The organism is Paenibacillus periandrae (assembly GCF_022458865.1).
Taxonomy (GTDB): Bacteria; Bacillota; Bacilli; order Paenibacillales; family NBRC-103111; genus Paenibacillus_S; species Paenibacillus_S periandrae.
In genome coordinates, this window is record NZ_JAJNMU010000036.1 from 58464 (window position 1) to 76626 (window position 18163).

An 18163-nucleotide genomic window follows, 5' to 3' on the forward strand; every position below is an offset into this window, starting at 1 on the left:
AAGCATTTCACTAAGTTTCTTATCTGGCGTTAATGTGTTAGTAAATCGGAGCGCTTCCTTATACCTTTTTGAATTATTGAAATCGTATTGCAATTTAGATTAAGAAAGCAGGGAATGTAATGGCAATTTATTTGAAAACAGGAAAGAGCAAAGTGATATTGCTAAAGCCGAAGCAGCAGTAAAAGAGCGTTGAAAAGATCATTCAGGATATCGCACAAAGAGGAGACTCTGCTGTTCGTGAATTATCCGGTAAGCTTGATAATTGGTCTCCGCAAAGCTTCCGGCGAGAGATGAAATTATCAAAGGCGTGCCAACTCAAGTGCTTGAAGATATTAAATTCGCTCAGTCCAACGTCAGAAGGTTTGCTGAAGCACAAAAGTCCGCCCTTCAAGATATTGAAGTCGAAACTCTTCCAGGAGTCGTTCTTGGACATAAAAATATACCTGTAAACAATGTGGGGTGCTATATACCAGGCGGACGATACCCCATGGTTGCTTAGGCCCATATGAGTGTTTTGACTGCAAAAGTAGCCGGAGTGAAAAGAATCATCGCTTGTACACCGCCCATAAATGGTGAAATTCCTGCAGCGACAGTCACAGCGATGGCTTTGGCCGGAGCGGATGAAATCTATATTGTCGGTGGCGTTCATTCCATGGCTGCAATGGCAAGAGGAACAGAAACGATGGTACCTGTAGACATGCTTGTCGGACCTGGGAATGCGTATGTGGCAGAAGCAAAGCGTCAATTATTTGGCAAAGTCGGAATCGACCTGCTGGCGGGACCGACTGAAACATTAGTTATCGCGGATGAAACCTTTGATACAGAAATGATTGCAACGGATTTACTCGGTCAAGCTGAACATGGCCCAACGTCTCCTTGTGCGTTGATTACGACTTCGGATCGTTTGGCTCAAGAGACCCTTGCCGAGATTGAGCGCCAGCTTCAAGTTTTGCCTACGGCTGAAGTCGCACGTGTTGCCTGGGAAGATAACGGATTGATCATTTTGGTCGATAGCTTAGAAGAAGCTGTCATTGAAGCGGATCGATTAGCCTATGAGCATGTAGAGGTCTTAACAACGGATCCTCAATATTTTTTGGATCGTCTCACTAATTTAGGGGCCCTTTTCCTCGGGCCTGAAACGAACGTGGCCTACGGCGATAAAGTGATTGGAACGAATCATACACTGCCGACAAAAGGTGCTGCCCGTTATACGGGAGGCCTATGGGTAGGAAAGTTCATCAAAACTTGCACCTATCAAAAGGTGAAACCTGAAGCGACTGCTCTCATTGGTGAATATTGTGCACGTTTGTGTGAAATTGAAAACTTTTCCGGTCATGCGGAACAAGCAAAATTGCGTGTGCGCCGATATGGTGCGACAGCGAGGGTTGGTCATGATTCTTGAAGTGGTGATGCTGCAAGTTAAAGTGGGGATGGAAGAGGAGTATGAAGACATCCTTCGCGAAGCATACCAGATTATTTCTCAGGCACGGGGGTTCATTAGCCTTGAACTGAAGCGTTGTATAGAGATTAGAGGGAAATATCTTTTGTTCACCAAATGGGAAACCCTGGAAGATCACATAATTGGATTCCGACAGTCGCTAATGTATCAAGAATGGATGGCCTTACTGCATCATTTTTATGAATTGCCTCTCATCGTTGAGCATTTTGAAAATGTAGATTTTAAGGAGTGGGGATAAATGGGGAATGTTATGAAAGTTCGGAGGTTCGTCACCGGCCATGATCAAAATGGAGAGGCAGTAATTGAGTTGGAGGATATTATCGAAGGAACTGAAGTTGAAGGTGATATTGGCACTGCTTCATTTGCTTTGATCTGGACAACGGATACACATCCTGTGAATAACCAGGATGTGGTTGACGGCAGTAAACGGGAATTTGGGCTAGTCTCTCCCGGAGGTACTGTCTTTCGTATCGTCGACCTCTACACTAGCCATCAGTCTCCGATGCACCGCACGCAATCCCTGGACTATGGAATCGTACTTGAAGGGGAGGTCGAAATGGAGTTGGATGCAGGGAAATGCGTCCAACTGAGCGCGGGTGATGTAGTTGTTCAGCGGGGAACGATTCATGCATGGAGAAATATTGGTACTAAAACCTGCCGTATTGCTTTTGTTCTTGTAGACGCTGAAGCGGTTTCGATTGGAAGCAGGGTTCTTACGGCGACCCATGACTGATTCAACCGATCGTGATGGAGGGAATGAGATGACCAAATTCCAATACATGCTGCGTAAGTTTGCAAAGCTTTTCGGTGATTCGTCATATATAAATTCTTACTCTCCTTTTTGCGGTATCTGGACCACATTCTGCAAAGAAAAGAATGATTTGGAGGAAGGACCATTTCATTAACATTTTAAGCATTCATGATAATTTAGTTTTTAATAAAAATGGTGAAGCAGAAGGATCACTGCTCTGCCACTTTTCATTTTCGATGGAATCAATGACCGGAATAGCCCAGATTTTTGGATATTTCCTTTGCCGCTTTTATGACTTTGTTTTTAAGGGCCGGCAACTGATTCTGCTTAATGCGATGCTTGGGGCCGACCAACGAAATGGAGGCGATTACTTTTTTGGAATAGTTTCGAATCGGTGCCGCAAAGGAAACGACATCCTCTAGAAACTCACATTCGCTGTAGCAAACTTCCGATTCGCGAATTTCTGCAAGCTGTGTTTTCAAAATACTCGGATCGATGATTGTTTTCATGGTGTAACGCACCAAATCCGTTGCAAGCAAGCGTTCGATTTTTGACGTTTCTTGAAAGGCCAGTAATACTTTGCCCGAACTTGTACAGTGGATCGGGTTTCGGCGGCCGACATAGGACAAGATGCGGACAGGGTGCAAGCACTCTATTTGCTCAATGTAAACAACGTCTTCATCCTCTAATACAGCGATATGAGCCGCTTCTCCCGTATCTCTTACCAGCTCTTTTAATATAGGCCGGGCTTCGCGGTTTATCTCCAGTTGGGAAGTCACGATGCTGTTTAGCGTCAAAATGCGGAGTCCCAAACGGTATTTTTGGTTGTTCGGATCCTTGATAACATATCCTTCGCTGGCAAGTGTGCTGAGCAGGCGGCTTATGGTGCTTTTGCCAACGCCAAGCTCGACTGCCAAGTCGCTGACACGTTTCTCGTGAGTTTCCTGTGAGAAACTGTTCAGGATACGAAGCGCATTTTTGACGGAGGAAAGCAAATAATCATTTTCCGGTTTGTCTGTCATGATTGTACCTTCCTTATTCGTATGTTTGTTCATTATAGAAGAACAACGTTTTGATAAAGAGTTTATCATGATATATACAAGATGGACATCCCCTAAAATAAATTTTCTTTTGTTGCATATAAAAGAACCCAGCTGTTGTATACTTGCGGACGCCTTTTGGCGGTATGAAGCAAAGCGGTATCGGCCGGGAAGGCGGATTGCACAGCTTTGAGTTCTATTCCGAGTTGACCAGCATTTGCATCAAACTTTGATGATCGAGGAGGCGATTTTGGCTTATGAAGAATAAAACGGTTAAATATGCAGAACATTTGGAGCAAGCAATGATAGAAAGTAGAGGCGTCGAGCCGATTACTGCAATCGATCCCATGATAACGGTTCGTGACGCTTATGATATTCAATTGGTCACGATCGCCAAAAAGGTGGCGACGGGGAGCCGTATTGTCGGGAAAAAGATTGGTTTGACCTCTCTGGCCATGCAGCAGTTGCTCAAGGTGGATCAACCCGATTACGGTCATCTGCTGGATGATATGGTGGTGGAAAACGGCGGAGCCGTTCCATTCTCACGGGTATTGCAGCCGAAGGTAGAGGCGGAAATTGCTTTTGTGCTGAAGCGGGATCTGATCGGCACGTAGGTTACGCCTGCTGAAGTGCTGCTGGCTACAGACTACGTGCTGCCTGCGCTTGAAATCGTCGATAGTCGGGTTGCCGACTGGAAAATTAAGCTGCAGGATACAGTAGCGGATAATGCATCCTCTGGTTTGTATGTTTTGGGTGGCAAGCCGGTCAAACCGGAAAACATCGATTTGACGCTTGAGGGTATGGTGCTTTATAAGAACGGTGAAATCATGAACACAGGCGTCGGCGCTGCCGCACTCGGCGATCCAGCAGCATGTGTCGCTAGGTTGGCCAACAAACTGTTCGAATTCGGCATCACGCTCAAAGCAGGTGAAGTTATTTTATCAGGCACCTTATCCGCTGCAGTGAATGCGGAGCCAGGCGATCATTTTCAGACCCGAATCGCCCATTTAGGCGAAGTGTCCGTTAGTTTCCAAGCCTAAACGAAAGGATGATTTCGATGTCGAAAGTAAAAATCGCCGTGCTCGGATCCGGTAATATCGGTACGGACCTAATGTATAAGCTTCAGCGCTCTGATGTACTTGAGATGACGACAAAGATTGGAGTCGATCCCGCTTCGGAGGGATTAGCGCGTGCCTCCAAGCTTGGGTATATAACCATCGATTCTGGCATCCAAGGGTTTCTAGAGCAGCCGGATATGAGCCTCTGCGGATATCGTCTTCGACGCGACATCCGCAGAGGCTCATATCCGGCCATGCGAAGGCCTTGCGTAACGCCGGCAAAATCGCGATGGACCTTACGCCTGCTGCAGTTGGAGCGCTGATCATACCGGCAGTAAACCTGAAGGAGCATATTCAGAAGGATAACGTAAACCTCGTGACTTGCGGCGGTCAAGCGACGATTCCGATCGTACACGCGATAGGCCGTGTCGCTTCCGTCGAATACGCTGAAATTGTAGCGATCATTTCCAGTAAAAGCGCAGGACCGGGGACTCGGGCTAACATCGACGAATTTACAGAAACGACCGCTCATGGTATTGAAAATATCGGAGGCGCGAAAAAGGGCAAAGCGATCATTATTCTGAATCCGGCTGAACCGCCGATTCTCATGAGGGATACGGTTATGCTCTCGTGGATAAAGAACGCATGGATAAAGCTGCGATTACCCGTTCCATTCTTGATACGGTTACCTACATCCAATCCTACATACAGGGTTACCGGTTGCTAACGGAGCCGATCTTTGACAGCAATAAAGTGACCGTGTTTCTCGAGGTGGAAGGTGCCGACGACTATTTACCGTCTTGTCTTATTCCGGCAATCTTGACATCATGACGGCATCGGCCGTGAAGGTGGCGGAAGAAATTGCACAGCATCGGATTGCCCAAACGGTCAGAGAGGGAGGAGCATCGGCATGACGATAGAACGCGAGATCCTGATTACGGAAGTCGCTCTTCGCGACGGAAGTCACGCCATAGCACATCAATATACGATTGAACAGGTAACACAGGTCGCGAAGGCATTGGGCGAAGCGGGAGTACCCAACATTGAAGTTTCTCATGGAGATGGACTCGGCGGCTCCTCCTTGCAGTACGGCCTTTCGCATACGGATGAGATGAAGCTGATTGAAGCGGCAGTGTCCGTTAGCGGCGAATCCAAAATCGCGGTGCTCGTACTTCCCGGCATCGGAACGGTTAAAGAGATGAGGGAAGCGGCCGGACTCGGCGTCAGCATGGCAAGAATCGGCACGCACGTGACGGAAGCCGATGTATCAGCACAGCATTTGGAGCTCGGTCTTGAAACCGTGGGCTTCTTAATGATGTCGCATATGGTTCCGACCCGGAAGCTGGTGGAGCAGGCTAAGCTAATGGAAAGCTATGGGGCGGATACATTATATGTTTGATTCCGCCGGAGCCCTGCAGCCGCAACAGGTGGGAGAACGGGTTAGCGCTCTGAGAGAACGACTCTCCATTAACATTGGATTTCATGGTCATAACAACCTTTCACTGGCTATGGCAAATACACTGGCAGCGATTGAAGAGGGCGCCAACCGTATTGACGGCAGCATTCGATGCCTCGGCGCAGGCGCTGGCAATAACCAAAAGGAAGTTCTAATCGCCGTTCTTGAACAAATGGGCATCAAAACCGGCATCGATCTTTACAAGATCATGGATGTGGCCGAAGACGTAATTGCACCGATTCTGCAGGTACCGCAGGAAATTACGCATGACGATCTGGTGCTTGGATATGCCGGCGTCTATTCCAGTTTCTTGCTTCATGCAAGGCGGGCAGCCAAAAGCTTCGGTATCGATTCGAGGGATATCCTAATCGAGCTGGGGAAACGAAAAGTCGTTGGCGGCAGTTGGACTCGCAGCTGGATTTGGAACAATTCGGTCTCAGCAAAAATGAAAAAGTCATTGCAAAAGCCCTGCAGGAATACGGCGGAGTTCTGGTCATGTATGGCGATGGTACAACCTTGTATGGTGAAGGCTTATGGTCACATGAAAACAGAGACTGGGATGGTATTCTAGAAGAAGATGGACTGATGAAAATCCCATTTGAGCATTATCGATTTATCGACTCCGGTACAAAGGTGGAAAAAGGCATGGTTCCCATGCAGTATCCGGGAGTTATGACTACCTATCATCGGAAAACCGGATTGCCTAATTTTGATTACAAATAATCTGATGTGCACCTAAATGCCAATATTTTTGAAAATGATCAGGCAAACGGCTGTCTCATAACGAGGCGGCCGTTTTGCTGCTTCACTTGAGTCCAGACCTAAGAAACATCATGCAGAATGAACTGGACAAGGAACTTGAAGACCGCGGGCACAGATGTTCGCGAATAATAAAGATTTTATACGAAAATGAATTCAGCTCTTTAAAGTAACATAGCACGAAACGAAAAAAGAGAGTTTCATAGTACTGATATACCAAATTATGGATCAGATTGTTGTTTCTGTTAGCTCGACTTGGTATCCCATTTCACGAATCTTTCGTACCCAGTAATCAACTGTTTTTTCTTTCGATCCTAGATATCGTTCCCCCAGTTCTTGATAGGGCACCTTATCCCGGAGCATCACATAGATGATTCGAATCATAAGATGTGCTATTGCAGTGTTAGCTTAGGGGCCGCATCGTTTCAATAACCGATTGTAAACTGAGGATATCCGGGTATTTTTGGATTTGATGGCGGCCCACCCTGCTTGGCATAAGACTGATTTTAGACCTTTGTTACCTCGTCGTTTCTTCTTACTTTTCTTTTTACCTGCACTTTCGTTATTAGCAGGACAGACCCCGATCCATGATGTCAAATGGGCATCAGTAGGAAACTTAGACATATCCGGACCGATTTCCGCCAAGATGCTCGCCGCTGCATCTTGACTAATTCCAGGAATCGTGTCCAATAATTCGATTTCCTGATGATGCGGTTGTATTAACGTATCAATCTCCTGCTCCAAGTCCTGAATTTCCTTTTCTAAATAGCGAAAGTGATCCAAATGGCGTTTGATCATCCGTCTATGATGTAAACGAAGACGTCCATTCAATGCCTCAATTAACTGAGGGACTTTGTTCTTCAATTGGGTCTTGACCATTTTTCGAAGGCCTTCTGCTTCTAACACTTCACCGTTGACAATGGACTCTAACAAGGCTCGTCCCGAAACACCAAACACATCCGATACGAATGTCGTCAATTTGATATTCGCATCTTGAAGGATCTTGTGTATGCGATTCTTCTCCTGTGTGCAGTTCTGCACCAGTTTCCGACGATAACGGGTCAAGTCTCGCAAGTCTCGGATTTTTTCATCAGGGACAAAGCTTCCTTCAATGAGTCCGCATCGATGGAGTTGAGCGATCCATACGGCATCCTTGACGTCGGTTTTTTTGCCCGGCATATTCTTAATCTTTGCAGGGTTGGCCAAGGTCAGTCGACAGGCATCCTCAAGGATGTTCCATATGGGTTTCCAGTACACGCCAGTGCTTTCCATAGCGACTTCGACGCATTCGCACTCAGTTAACCAATCCAGCAGTTGAAGCAATTCGGTTGTTGTCGTACCAAATGTCTTTACTTCTTTTTTGGCTTCTTGTCCAAGGGACCTTTCAGCACACAAGCCACAACAGTCTCCTGATGAACATCAAGGCCAGCGCATGTTTCTAAAATAGCATCCATGGAGTGTCACTACCTTTTTTTGAGTTGTATGCAGATCATGCAACCTGGTTCAGGGAATTTTTATACTCGTGCTTAAGGCAACAATCGGCGATCCTCGAGGTTGCAATTGGCCAGATTAGACTTCGGGTTTGAACACCAAAAAACTTTCGACCTCTGATCTGCTTACTTCAATTAATTCAAAGGTAGGTTAAAATTGCAAGCCCCGCTTTCATCCATGGTGGTGGCTGCGAGGCCATGTGGGATTAGACTGAAAAATAAGTATTAGACGCTCATGCCGCTAACGCGGCACCATCAGATGATGAAACACAGTTATTTCAGGATAGACTGGAGATGGGATTAAGCTACCGGGCAGGAGAGTTTAGGATTAATCGCGGTGAACCCTACCACAAATGACGGCTAAATTTTTCGCGCGGAAAGGGCGTAGGGGGTTAAAAGAGCCTGGAGCGGGTAAGGTGGGGGATGGGAAAGGTGAGGCCCGGTTAGCTTGGTTTAAGAGCTAATACGGGCCTATTAGTTGGACAGGAATGAGAGAGATCCGTTGTAGCGTGATGATTAGTTTATTCGGGGCAGTGGCATTAGTTAATATGCGCTACCACCCTTTCTGCAAGAAGCTTATTTACTACTTCGTAGTTGAAAACGTTCCGGACACATCAACCGGGCTGTTTCTGCCAATGCATCCCTGATAGTATCCTCGATATGTGAATTAATGTAATCAGAAACACAAGCACGAATGGCATAAAGCTTATCGAGCTTACTACTGAAGATGGAAGCAAGAGCATCAATGTAAAAACGACCTTCCCGGTATTGATCGTGACTGAAAGGCATCATATTATTCATCACTAAGTGCTTGTAAATGATATGATACAGGGTACGACTAAAACGACTATAAAAATCGTGAAGGAATTTATCAGTCTCTTCGGAGGTACTGGTCGCTTCCGAAGTGATGGTAAGCTGTTCTTGCGGAATGTTTTTCAAAATACACTGACGGACGGAATAGAAGGCATCAGTAGAAATGTCCCTATATACATAGGCTGCTGCACGAGTTGTCGGTTGTCAAGAACATTGTCCGAATGAGGTCCTGCCGAGATCCGCGTTTTGTAATTCGGTTTCGTGTTGCCGTGAACTTGCCAGAGGCGAAGACACTTGGGTCAATGCCTGCAAAGGCAACCAGTTTTTTGGGATGATCAAACCGGTCGATCTCTCCAATTTCCGATAAAATTGTTGCCGCAATTTTATGGCAAATACCGGGAATCGACTGGATTAAATCATACCCTTCAATTTCTTCAGCCAGGGCTTCTATGTTCTGTTCCAACGCAGCAAGATGTTCCTGGTACTGAAGGATGAGGTTTATAAGAACTTTTAAATTGATTAAGTGACTAGAGTACATAGTCTGCTTGAAGGGGTTTTGTTTTGCTGCATCTAGCCATCTTTTTACTCGTACGTTAATCCAGTCCTCTGAACGGCCCCGTTTTGTAGAGAGCAATTCTTCAATTTTGGTATGAAGTGTTTCTTCGTTTGTTTGCAAAACCGAATATGAGGTTGGATATTCACTTAAAAATCGTAGTGAAACGCCTGAATACATAGCTCCGAAGACACCTTTGTAAGCAGGGAAAACCTGATCCAGAACAGCTTGGAATTGCAATTTAGTCTGCACACACATCTTTGAAAGAGACTCATATTGTCTCGTTAGATAGCGAATATTGAGCAGTTGCACCCCCCTTTTCTTAAAAGGTTCAAAGTCTTCTTTGTAGAACAACTCTCCCAAAAGATAAGCATCAGCAGCATCCGTTTTCACTTTACGAAGGTTGGACTACCTAAGCCGATTTGAGATGAGCGGATTAATGACAATGTACAGATAATGGTGCTCTTCTAAGAACTGAACAGCGGGGCTTTGATAATGCCCAGTTGCTTCTAGAATAAGCAAAGGACGCTGACTGGACGCATTTTCGACTTCTTGAATGACTTGAAGTAGTTTCTCCAGTCCATCTCGAGTATGAGTGAAATGGAAAGTTCCCTTGTACGGTTTTCCACGCTCTAGAAAGGCTTGTCCATGACTTTCTTCTTTAGAAATATCTAGACCGATAACTGGATTCATTAGATCTCTCCCTATACGAGTAGATTTACCGGCAGCCCCTAATGGTTCTTGTCGCTCCATAGCATCGCTTGTTATACGGGATTTGGCCAGCAGGCATAAAGGAGAAAGGAAACAAGGCATAGGCACCCCCTTCTTTATGAATCAAAAGGGTGAGCGACTAACAAGATGGGGGTAGGTTATATCATTAATAAATACGTGGAGCAAGCAAGAAATCTTCAACCCGATTTGTTTCCCGAACAAGTTACGCCACATGTATTCAGGCACAGCAAAGCCATGCATTTATTGGAGGCTAATGTAAATATCATTTATATCCGAGATTTGCTTGGGCATGTCTCAGTTCAAACGACAGAAATATATGCCAAGACGAGTCCGGTTGCCAAGAGAAAAGCGTTGGAGAAGGCATCAAAGGAAGTGTTGCCTGGTAGCACATATAGCAAAGAAAAAGAAACTGAGTTATTAACGTGGCTTAAAGAACTTGTATGATTAATATGTAGAGCGATTCCAACAGAGAAGGTTTGTTAAACTGTTGTGAATCGCTTTACTCTACATAACAATTCTAACCACATAGGATGAAACCCATCTGCTCGATCGGGAGATGTTGGAGGAAGTGCGCTTTCTGCTGAACTTCAAGATGGATGCGTAGAGCCCCATGGCGCTCATTCTCATCGGGCAAAGTGAGCTTTGGGACAAGCTTCGGCTTCAATCCTACGCGGCGATTCGTCAGCGGATTGACCTGCAGTGCAAATTTCCCTACTTTGACCATCCCCAAGTCGGTGAGTATTTGAAGCGTCAACTAGCGTATGCCGGCACCGATCATGAGATATTCTCCGACGAGCAGTAAATGAAGGTTACCGATTCTCGAGCGGATCGGCCAGACTCATCAACAAGTTGTGTACCCACTGCCTCATCTATGGTGCCCGGATCAAGCGCCGTATCATTGACGATCACATGGTCAAGCACGTGATTCAGGGTGAATTGTCGTGAACGAGCCTTGGAACCGGATGACGTACGATCGGGGAGTGAAATGTTGGTTTGTACAGTTAGAGGAGAAAGCTTATCCCGTTTATTGCGGAGAATGTTTCGAAACTCGCATTGGGGATCGCGGCATTCCATGTCGGATTGAGCTTGACCGTCATTGGTACGTGATCATGAGAGAAGCCCGATTTAACTTGAGAAACAAAGACATTTACCATATTCGATTCGTTTAACAGAAATGGGAAAGCCGAAACATCTTGGCTTTCCCATTCATCGATTCCCTGTGGACATGATTACGATCAGACCTTGGACAGCTAACGCGATCATAGATGACGGTCCTTATAGAGCCACCAGCCGCACTAGCGCTGAACTTTGCGAAAACTCAATGCATAATAACTTATACTGTGGTTAAGGATATTCCTTGTAAGTACAATATTGTCGGGCTATTCCTGTAATGCCTCAAGCGTTTCGTGTATCTAAGATGAGAACATGCAAAACAATGAGAAAGACGAACAAAACATTCATTCTTTGAAGGAGGGGCTCGTTCAATGAATCAAAATATCATTTTGAACGAAATTTCGAAACTAAAGTCGAAGCAGTCGCAATGGGAACCTTTTACTTGGTACAAAGAAATGAGGGAGAACAACCCTGTCTATTACGATGCTGAGCAGGATGTCTGGAATGTGTTTTTATATGAACATACCAAGCGAGTACTGTCTGATCACGAATTATTTTCCAACAAAAAACAGCGAAGCCTCATTCCCATTCCCAGAGAGCATTTTGATAACCGAAGTAATATTAATCTTGTCGATCCACCGGAACATCGAAAACGCCGCGCTCTTCAATCCCAAGCGTTCACTCCCCGCAGCCTTAAAGCGTGGGAACCCCGAATCAAGGCTATTGTTGATGAATTGATTGCGGATTTGGAGGGCGAATCCACTGTGGATATTGTGGAGAAGCTGGCGATCCCTCTTCCGGTGACTGTCATCGCAGAACTGCTCGGTGTTCCTTTCAAAGATCGTGGGCTCATTAAATCCTGGTCTGATATCATCTTTCTCCCCTATAATCAAGAAGCTTATGTCGATATCGACAAACAAAAAGGTCAGGCAATGAAGGAATTTCACGACTATTTGTTGCCCATTGTTCAAGAAAAACGGAAGCGGGCTGTAGATGACATAATCTCTGACTTGACTAAAGCTGAGCTTGATGGAGAACAATTAACGGATGAAGAAGTGGTTAGGTCTGCCATCGGACTGCTCGGTGCGGGGAATGAAACGACGACGAAACTAATTTCCAATATCTTCTATTGTATGCTGTTTGACAAGCCTGGCGTTTATCAGGAGTTGAGAACCGATGTATCATTAGTTCCCAACTTGATTGAAGAGGTGTTGCGCTTCCGCTTCACGGCTAGTATGGATCGCAGGGTAGCTCAAGATACCAGTGTCTTTGGGCTTAAGATGAAGGAAGGGCAAGTAGTCGTTGCATGGCTTGGCGCCGCCAACCGGGATGAATCTGAATTTGCCCATGCGGAAGAGTTTGATATCCAACGTCCGAATAGTCAACACCATCTCAGTTTTGGAAATGGTCCGCATTTCTGCTTGGGCGCCCCGTTAGCTCGTATGGAAACGCGCATCGCTTTGACCGCATTTGTGAACCAGTTCGCCGATATTCAGCCGGTGGAGGGCTTCGAGGTCACCGAACACTTGACAGATTCGGTGTTAGGCCAATCTCTTGAGAACTTGCCTATATTGATTGACCGAAATAGGTAATACCATTCATGATCAAGAAATCTTTTGTATTATTTAGGTCAGCCAGAGTTCTTGTTATCGGAAGACTCAGAAAAGGCGGTTGTTTACTAATGATGAAGATGGGTTCAGTTGGAGTTGTAAGCTGCAGACAGCTCACCAATTAAATTCCGTTATTTGGGTATGGAACCTATGGGTCATTACTGGCTTAACGTTTCTAAGTGGCTCGCTCAGCGCCATGTTGAAGTTGTCGTTGTAAATCCATTATGTTGTGCCTGTAACTAACTATTATGGAGGAAAAAAGTATGCGTTTGGAAGGCAAAGTGGCTATCGTTACTGGAGCTGCATCTGGAATGGGAAAGGCAATCGCAGAACTGTATGCAAAGGAAGGCGCGAAAGTTGTTGCGACCGACTTAAATCATGAAGGTGTTCAATCCGTTGTAGATGGCATCAAAGCTAACGGAGGCATGGCGGTTGCGATCAAGACGAATGTTGGCAACCTCGAAGACGTTAACGCGATGATCGATACAGCCGTGAATGAATTTGGCACCCTCGATATATTGGTCAACAACGCTGGTATCATGGACAACATGGCTGCGGTAGGCGACGTGGAAGACGTTCGTTGGGATTTGATCTTCGACGTTAACACAAAGGGTGTCATGCGTGCGATTCGCAAAGCGCTTCCGATCTTCCTAGAGAAGGGCAAAGGCGTTATCATCAACACTGCATCCACGGGCGGCTTCAGCGGCGCGCACGCCGGAGCGGCTTATGTTGCTTCTAAGCACGCTGTCGTCGGCTTGACGAAGAACACCGCATTCATGTATGCCCAGAAGGGCATTCGCTGTAACGCAATCGCTCCGGGAGCAGTAATTACGAACATCGGCTCGAGTATGACAAATCTAAATGAATTCGGAGCATCAAGAACGAAGGTTACACAAGGCGTTATTCCTCGTGCAGGAACTGCGGAAGAAATTGCTCAAGTGGCATTGTTCCTCGGTTCCGACGAGTCGAGTTTCGTGAATGGTGCGGTTGTTACTGCGGATGCAGGCTGGACAGCAGCATTTTAATTATCCAGCTTTCAAACAATGGGGCAGTAGGCGGTGATGCCGTTTATTGCCCACTTTGCTTCAAGTAAAATATTTAAAGGAACTACTTTTGCACGGCGAAGAAATGTCTCGTGATTCAAAAGTTATCCGATGGGTCAGAGCTCATATGGGAAACGAACTCGGGTCCCCCGTGCTTTCTTTGTGAAATCCCGCGAATGAGTCAATATACGTGATGCTTCGCTTTCGGTCTTCACACCTTGGTTAGGTATAACGAATGTGGGAGCGAAGACTCTGGGAGGGTTCACCACCACGTGGCCTTGTGGAGATCCAATAGTGCAACTTTTCTTTCCTGAAAACCCACTTTTTACTGCAGATGGTCTAAGGAGGTTACTTTGCGCTTTCTACGACCCCAGGAATTCCCTCATCTTCATAAACCATCCAACGGGTCGTGGTATTGTATTCTTGAAAAGTGCCGCATTCGTGAGAAAACATGAGTAATTCGATGAGAAACGTTTTGTTTATTGAGGGAGAATAGTTTAAGATCATACACGGAGAATCGTCTATAAATAACGGTATGTTTCCTCTTGTTTACAAAAGAAACGTTCCTTGGTAATATGGGTATTGGTTTCAACGGCTTGCCAATCTATTCATTGGCAAGCCGTTTTTCTTAAACTATTAGGCTTATTGAGTGGGTTGATCATTCACGATATACATAGTTCATCGGTTTTTGCTGCATGATAATAGCTAAGGATGAATATCCGGCAGCGAAGCAAACTACTTGGCAACAAATTTCGGTAATAAAGAATTTGGATTCAGTGGTTAGCTGTTCATGACATAATACTCAATCATTTCATCGGCCTTCAGCAATGGGTGCGCGTTCAGTCTAGAGAAATATATGGAGGATGGAGAGAAATGAGCAGAGGTATGGAACCAATCAGTGGTTCAGTCAAAAAAGGACCTATTCTGTTTATTATGATTCTAGGTGCCTTCCTGGCGACACTGAATCAAACCATCATGAGTGTTGCGACACCAGAGTTAATGATTGATTTTGACATCTCCGCAACAACCGCCCAGTGGCTACAACGGGCTATATGTTAGTCAACGTTGTGCTGATTCCCATTACGGCCTACTTAATGCAGCGTTTCAGCACAAGACAACTTTTTCAGGCTTCGATGATTATCTTCCTAATAGGAACAACCGTTTCCGCCTTTGCATCAGACTTCCCCGTTCTGTTAACCGGACGGAGATTCAAGCAGCTGGTGCAGGTATCGTTATGCCGCTTCTGACAAATGTCATTTTAGCTTTATTCCCACCTGAAAAAAGAGGTGGTGCTATGGGAATGATGGGGCTTGCCATTATTTTTGCCCCAGCAATTGGACCAACGCTTGCAGGTTATATTCTGGAGAACTATTCGTGGGAGACGATGTTTTTTGGCATGATTCCACTAGCGCTCATTGTCATTTTCTGCGGGCTTATTTTTTTGAAGAATGTCTCAGAACGGGTTAATACTAAATTTGACATGCTCAGTGTTGTACTTTCGACCATTGGATTCGGTGCCTTGCTGTATGGATTTAGCCAGGCGGGGAGCGCAGGCTGGAAGAGCTTGGAAGTTCTTCTTTCCATCGGTATAGGTATCGTCTCTCTCGCGTTATTTACATGGCGTCAGCTGGTTTCCAGTAGTCCTTTGCTCGACCTGAGGGCATTCAAGTATAGTATGTTTTCTTTGACGACCATTATCAGTATCGCGGTAACGATGATCATGTATGCGGATATGATGTTGCTTCCGCTCTATTTACAGAATGCACGGGGGTATACAGCTTTGGAATCCGGATTCCTGTTGCTTCCTGGTGCGCTTGTGATGGGCTTCCTTATGCCGGTTACCGGCAAACTTTTCGATCGCTATGGCGCAAAATGGTTAGCCATTATTGGCATGGTTATTACGATCGTTATAACACTAGGTTTTATTAACTTAACAGACTCGACTAGCTACACCTATTTGTTGCTAATGTCTACTGCGCGTCGAATTGGGATGGCGTTCCTTATGATGCCGATCCAAACCTTAGGCCTGAATCAATTGCCAACACGATTGAATGCACATGGTACAGCAATAACGAATACCATTCGTCAAGTTGCCGGCGGTGTGGGCACTTCGCTGCTCGTAACCGTTATGGCCAGTAGGACAAAGAAACGATCGCTTCCGGTGGAACAAAGGGAGCAACGAAAGTCCAAATGCTTGAAGCAACCATACAGGGGATCAATGATGCCTATCTCGTCATTGTTGGGATCGGAGTTGTCGGGTTGTTGCTCACGTTCTTTATAAAACGTGTTAAACAAGCTTCCGAAGAAGTCCAATCTCTACAAGAGAAGGACGCGGCGCCTGAACATGGAAAAATAGAACATGTCGAGAAGTTTGACGATAGCTCAGCAACGAGTTCAGATGCTCGTTGAACAAATCTCCGACATCTTTGTAATGCAAGTGCCTCTCGTAATGGAAGCCTTCCTGCAGATCGCCGAGACAGAAATCGCTTCGAGCGGCTTGAGTTTCAACAGGTCCAGTATGGCTTCATGCAATGCTCGTTTCGTCTTAACGACTCTTAGATCATACTCGTTCAACTTTGTATCTCCTTAATTCGTTTAATGAACATTTTTTCTAAAAACTGTCCGATAAATGGAATATGAAGAGTATGTTAACTTGGCAATTGTATACCCATGCGGATGGAAAAAAGGCAGCAAGCAGTCGGACTGCCTGTTGTGACTCGGTACGGGTCCTTTTCTTGCTGATAGTTACAAGCTACTAGGAAATTTGTTGGGAACAATAAGCAAGTATAGAGGCACTGGTAAAATGACAGGCTTCTTGCAGAATCATGATCGGGGTACGATCTTGTCTTTTACAAAATATGATATAAAAATTAGTTACCAACGAGAAGAAGAAGGTAAACCGATCTCCGGTGGACTTATTATTGAAGTATCCGAAGATGAGTTTATTTTGGCTGGAATAAGGTTCACGGCAGAGTGGCTTCCTAAACGAGAGGAAAACGCTAAGGTCGATTATATCAGCATAGAAGAAGGAACCTTCGATAATGATGTATGGATGACAAGTAGAAGACTCAATGGCGATGAAGGAAGTAGAATCTCCATAAAGAATAAACCATCGGCGCTGAAAGTTGAAATGTATAAATATGAGTAAATTCAGAGGATAGATGGATGACAAAGTTAATGGCAAAATCCATCAAAAATGGATACTGTGTATTTGGTATCTAAGTTGTGTTCTAATTTAAATGTTGTGTACCACAAATGACAAGGACTCTGGAGCTTTTTAGAGTCCATGTGTAATTATAATACATAGCAGGGTGAACATGGATGAATGAGATTGGATTTAGGGTAAAAAGGGTTGTGGTGCAAAGCTCTAATTCATGATAACGTAATTGATAATGAAGTCATGGGATGGAGCAACTTGCGTTGGAAACGAAATTGGATTTATTTAAATGGAAGCAATATGAATCGGCAATCATTTTACTAACGGTGAGATGGTATTTGAAATATAGTTTAAGCTATCGAGATATAGTTGAAATGATGAGTGATCGAGGATTAAGGATTTCCCATACGACAATAATGAGATGGGTCCATGAATTTGGACCCGAAATCGACAAACGAATCCGCCCCTTTTTGAAATCTACAAACGACTCGTGGAGGACGGACGAAACCTACATCAAAGTTAAAGGTCAGTGGAAGTATTTATATAGAGCCGTTGATTCTATGGGTAAAACCATTGATTTCATGTTATCTGAAAATCGGGATATGCAGACAGCTAAGCGCTTCTTTACAAAGGCTTTGTCTTCTCCACATACTCAAATCCCACGAGTAATCACCTTGGATAAAAATCCAGCATATCCACCAGCCATGCAAGAATTGATAAATGAGAAATCCTTACCAAAAGAAACCTTGATTAGACAGACAAAGTATCTAAACAACATTGTGGAGCAAGATCACCGGTTCATAAAGAAAATCACAAAACCAATGCTTGGTTTCAAATCGTTTCTTACAGCGGTTCAGACGTTAAAGGGAATTGAGGCTTTACATATGATAAGGAAAGGGCAGGCCGATGATAATTCGACTGTCCTCACTGCTGTTGAATGGCTAAATAAGATATTTGGTTTAGTGGCATAGACAAAGTATATTTTGTCGGGTAACTGCGAACTCACGCCTGTTGATTAACCATTTAGTGGAAAACCAACCTATGTCCCAAATGGCTTGGAAAGTATCCACTGAATGTGAACCTTCCATTCATCAGGAAGGTTATCGAGTCCAAGCAACCGTGTAAAACG

Annotated in this window: 13 protein-coding genes and 8 pseudogenes; 16 read left to right on the forward strand and 5 right to left on the reverse strand. The window is 45.0% G+C overall.

Going from position 1 to position 18163, the window contains the following annotated elements:
• Positions 1 to 215 precede the first annotated feature (215 nt).
• From hisD to LRL21_RS39655, 3 genes and pseudogenes are all read left to right on the forward strand, one after another.
• A pseudogene (gene hisD, locus LRL21_RS39645) lies at positions 216 to 1402 on the forward strand (histidinol dehydrogenase); the annotation flags it as partial.
• Positions 1392 to 1697, forward strand: coding sequence for an antibiotic biosynthesis monooxygenase family protein (locus tag LRL21_RS39650; RefSeq protein WP_240421318.1), 306 nt, complete (start codon positions 1392 to 1394; stop codon positions 1695 to 1697). The pseudogene hisD and the gene LRL21_RS39650, both read left to right, overlap by 11 nt.
• Positions 1698 to 2192, forward strand: a complete 495-nt coding sequence (locus LRL21_RS39655) for a cupin domain-containing protein (protein ID WP_240421319.1) — start codon at positions 1698 to 1700, stop codon at positions 2190 to 2192.
• A gap of 260 nt (positions 2193 to 2452) precedes the next feature.
• Here LRL21_RS39655 and LRL21_RS39660 read toward each other — a convergent pair whose 3' ends face one another.
• Positions 2453 to 3232, reverse strand: a complete 780-nt coding sequence (locus LRL21_RS39660; protein WP_240421320.1) for an IclR family transcriptional regulator — start codon at positions 3230 to 3232, stop codon at positions 2453 to 2455.
• A gap of 143 nt (positions 3233 to 3375) precedes the next feature.
• Between LRL21_RS39660 and LRL21_RS39665 the strand changes: the two are divergent.
• From LRL21_RS39665 to LRL21_RS39685, 5 genes and pseudogenes are all read left to right on the forward strand, one after another.
• A pseudogene (locus LRL21_RS39665) lies at positions 3376 to 3483 on the forward strand (aldehyde dehydrogenase family protein); the annotation flags it as partial.
• Positions 3484 to 3507: 24 nt separating this feature from the next.
• A pseudogene (locus LRL21_RS39670) lies at positions 3508 to 4290 on the forward strand (2-keto-4-pentenoate hydratase).
• Between the two features lie 17 nt (positions 4291 to 4307).
• Positions 4308 to 5222: pseudogene (locus tag LRL21_RS39675) on the forward strand (acetaldehyde dehydrogenase (acetylating)).
• Positions 5219 to 6164: pseudogene (dmpG, locus tag LRL21_RS39680) on the forward strand (4-hydroxy-2-oxovalerate aldolase); the annotation flags it as partial. The pseudogenes LRL21_RS39675 and dmpG, both read left to right, overlap by 4 nt.
• 185 nt (positions 6165 to 6349) lie before the next feature.
• Positions 6350 to 6487, forward strand: coding sequence for a hypothetical protein (locus tag LRL21_RS39685; protein WP_240421321.1), 138 nt, complete (start codon positions 6350 to 6352; stop codon positions 6485 to 6487).
• 444 nt (positions 6488 to 6931) lie between these two features.
• On the opposite strand, the gene LRL21_RS39690 is transcribed toward LRL21_RS39685, so the two are convergent.
• The 3 genes and pseudogenes from LRL21_RS39690 to LRL21_RS47390 form a co-directional block, all read right to left on the reverse strand.
• A complete protein-coding gene (locus LRL21_RS39690; RefSeq protein ID WP_240421322.1) occupies positions 6932 to 7918 on the reverse strand; it encodes an IS110 family RNA-guided transposase in 987 nt (328 codons plus the stop codon).
• Positions 7919 to 8589: 671 nt separating this feature from the next.
• A complete protein-coding gene (locus LRL21_RS39695) occupies positions 8590 to 8952 on the reverse strand; it encodes a hypothetical protein (RefSeq protein ID WP_240421323.1) in 363 nt (120 codons plus the stop codon).
• A 103-nt stretch (positions 8953 to 9055) separates the two neighbouring features.
• Positions 9056 to 10072: pseudogene (locus LRL21_RS47390) on the reverse strand (IS110 family RNA-guided transposase); the annotation flags it as partial.
• Between the two features lie 195 nt (positions 10073 to 10267).
• Here LRL21_RS47390 and LRL21_RS39705 point away from each other — a divergent pair.
• From LRL21_RS39705 to LRL21_RS39730, 6 genes and pseudogenes are all read left to right on the forward strand, one after another.
• Positions 10268 to 10555, forward strand: coding sequence for a tyrosine-type recombinase/integrase (locus LRL21_RS39705; protein ID WP_240421324.1), 288 nt, complete (start codon positions 10268 to 10270; stop codon positions 10553 to 10555).
• A 166-nt stretch (positions 10556 to 10721) separates the two neighbouring features.
• Positions 10722 to 10913, forward strand: a complete 192-nt coding sequence (locus LRL21_RS39710) for a hypothetical protein (protein WP_240421325.1) — start codon at positions 10722 to 10724, stop codon at positions 10911 to 10913.
• 139 nt (positions 10914 to 11052) lie between these two features.
• On the forward strand, positions 11053 to 11280 hold the full coding sequence (locus LRL21_RS39715) for a DUF5348 domain-containing protein (RefSeq protein WP_240421326.1): 228 nt from the start codon (positions 11053 to 11055) through the stop codon (positions 11278 to 11280).
• Between the two features lie 315 nt (positions 11281 to 11595).
• Positions 11596 to 12816, forward strand: a complete 1221-nt coding sequence (locus tag LRL21_RS39720; protein WP_240421327.1) for a cytochrome P450 — start codon at positions 11596 to 11598, stop codon at positions 12814 to 12816.
• Positions 12817 to 13097: 281 nt separating this feature from the next.
• Entirely contained in the window at positions 13098 to 13859 is a 762-nt protein-coding gene (locus LRL21_RS39725) for an SDR family oxidoreductase (RefSeq protein ID WP_240421328.1), read from the forward strand.
• An 891-nt stretch (positions 13860 to 14750) separates the two neighbouring features.
• Positions 14751 to 16286 (forward strand): annotated as a pseudogene (locus tag LRL21_RS39730) (DHA2 family efflux MFS transporter permease subunit).
• Here the strand turns inward: LRL21_RS39730 and LRL21_RS39735 are convergent.
• Entirely contained in the window at positions 16272 to 16451 is a 180-nt protein-coding gene (locus LRL21_RS39735; protein ID WP_240421329.1) for a hypothetical protein, read from the reverse strand. The pseudogene LRL21_RS39730 and the gene LRL21_RS39735 sit on opposite strands and share 15 nt — an antisense overlap.
• Positions 16452 to 16623: 172 nt before the next feature.
• On the opposite strand from LRL21_RS39735, the pseudogene LRL21_RS39740 reads away from it, so the two are divergent.
• A pseudogene (locus LRL21_RS39740) lies at positions 16624 to 17025 on the forward strand (DUF5597 domain-containing protein); the annotation flags it as partial.
• 272 nt (positions 17026 to 17297) lie between these two features.
• The gene (locus LRL21_RS39745) at positions 17298 to 18005 is read left to right on the forward strand and encodes an IS6 family transposase (RefSeq protein WP_420832554.1); all 708 of its coding nucleotides are present in this window, start codon (positions 17298 to 17300) and stop codon (positions 18003 to 18005) included.
• Positions 18006 to 18163: the final 158 nt, after the last annotated feature.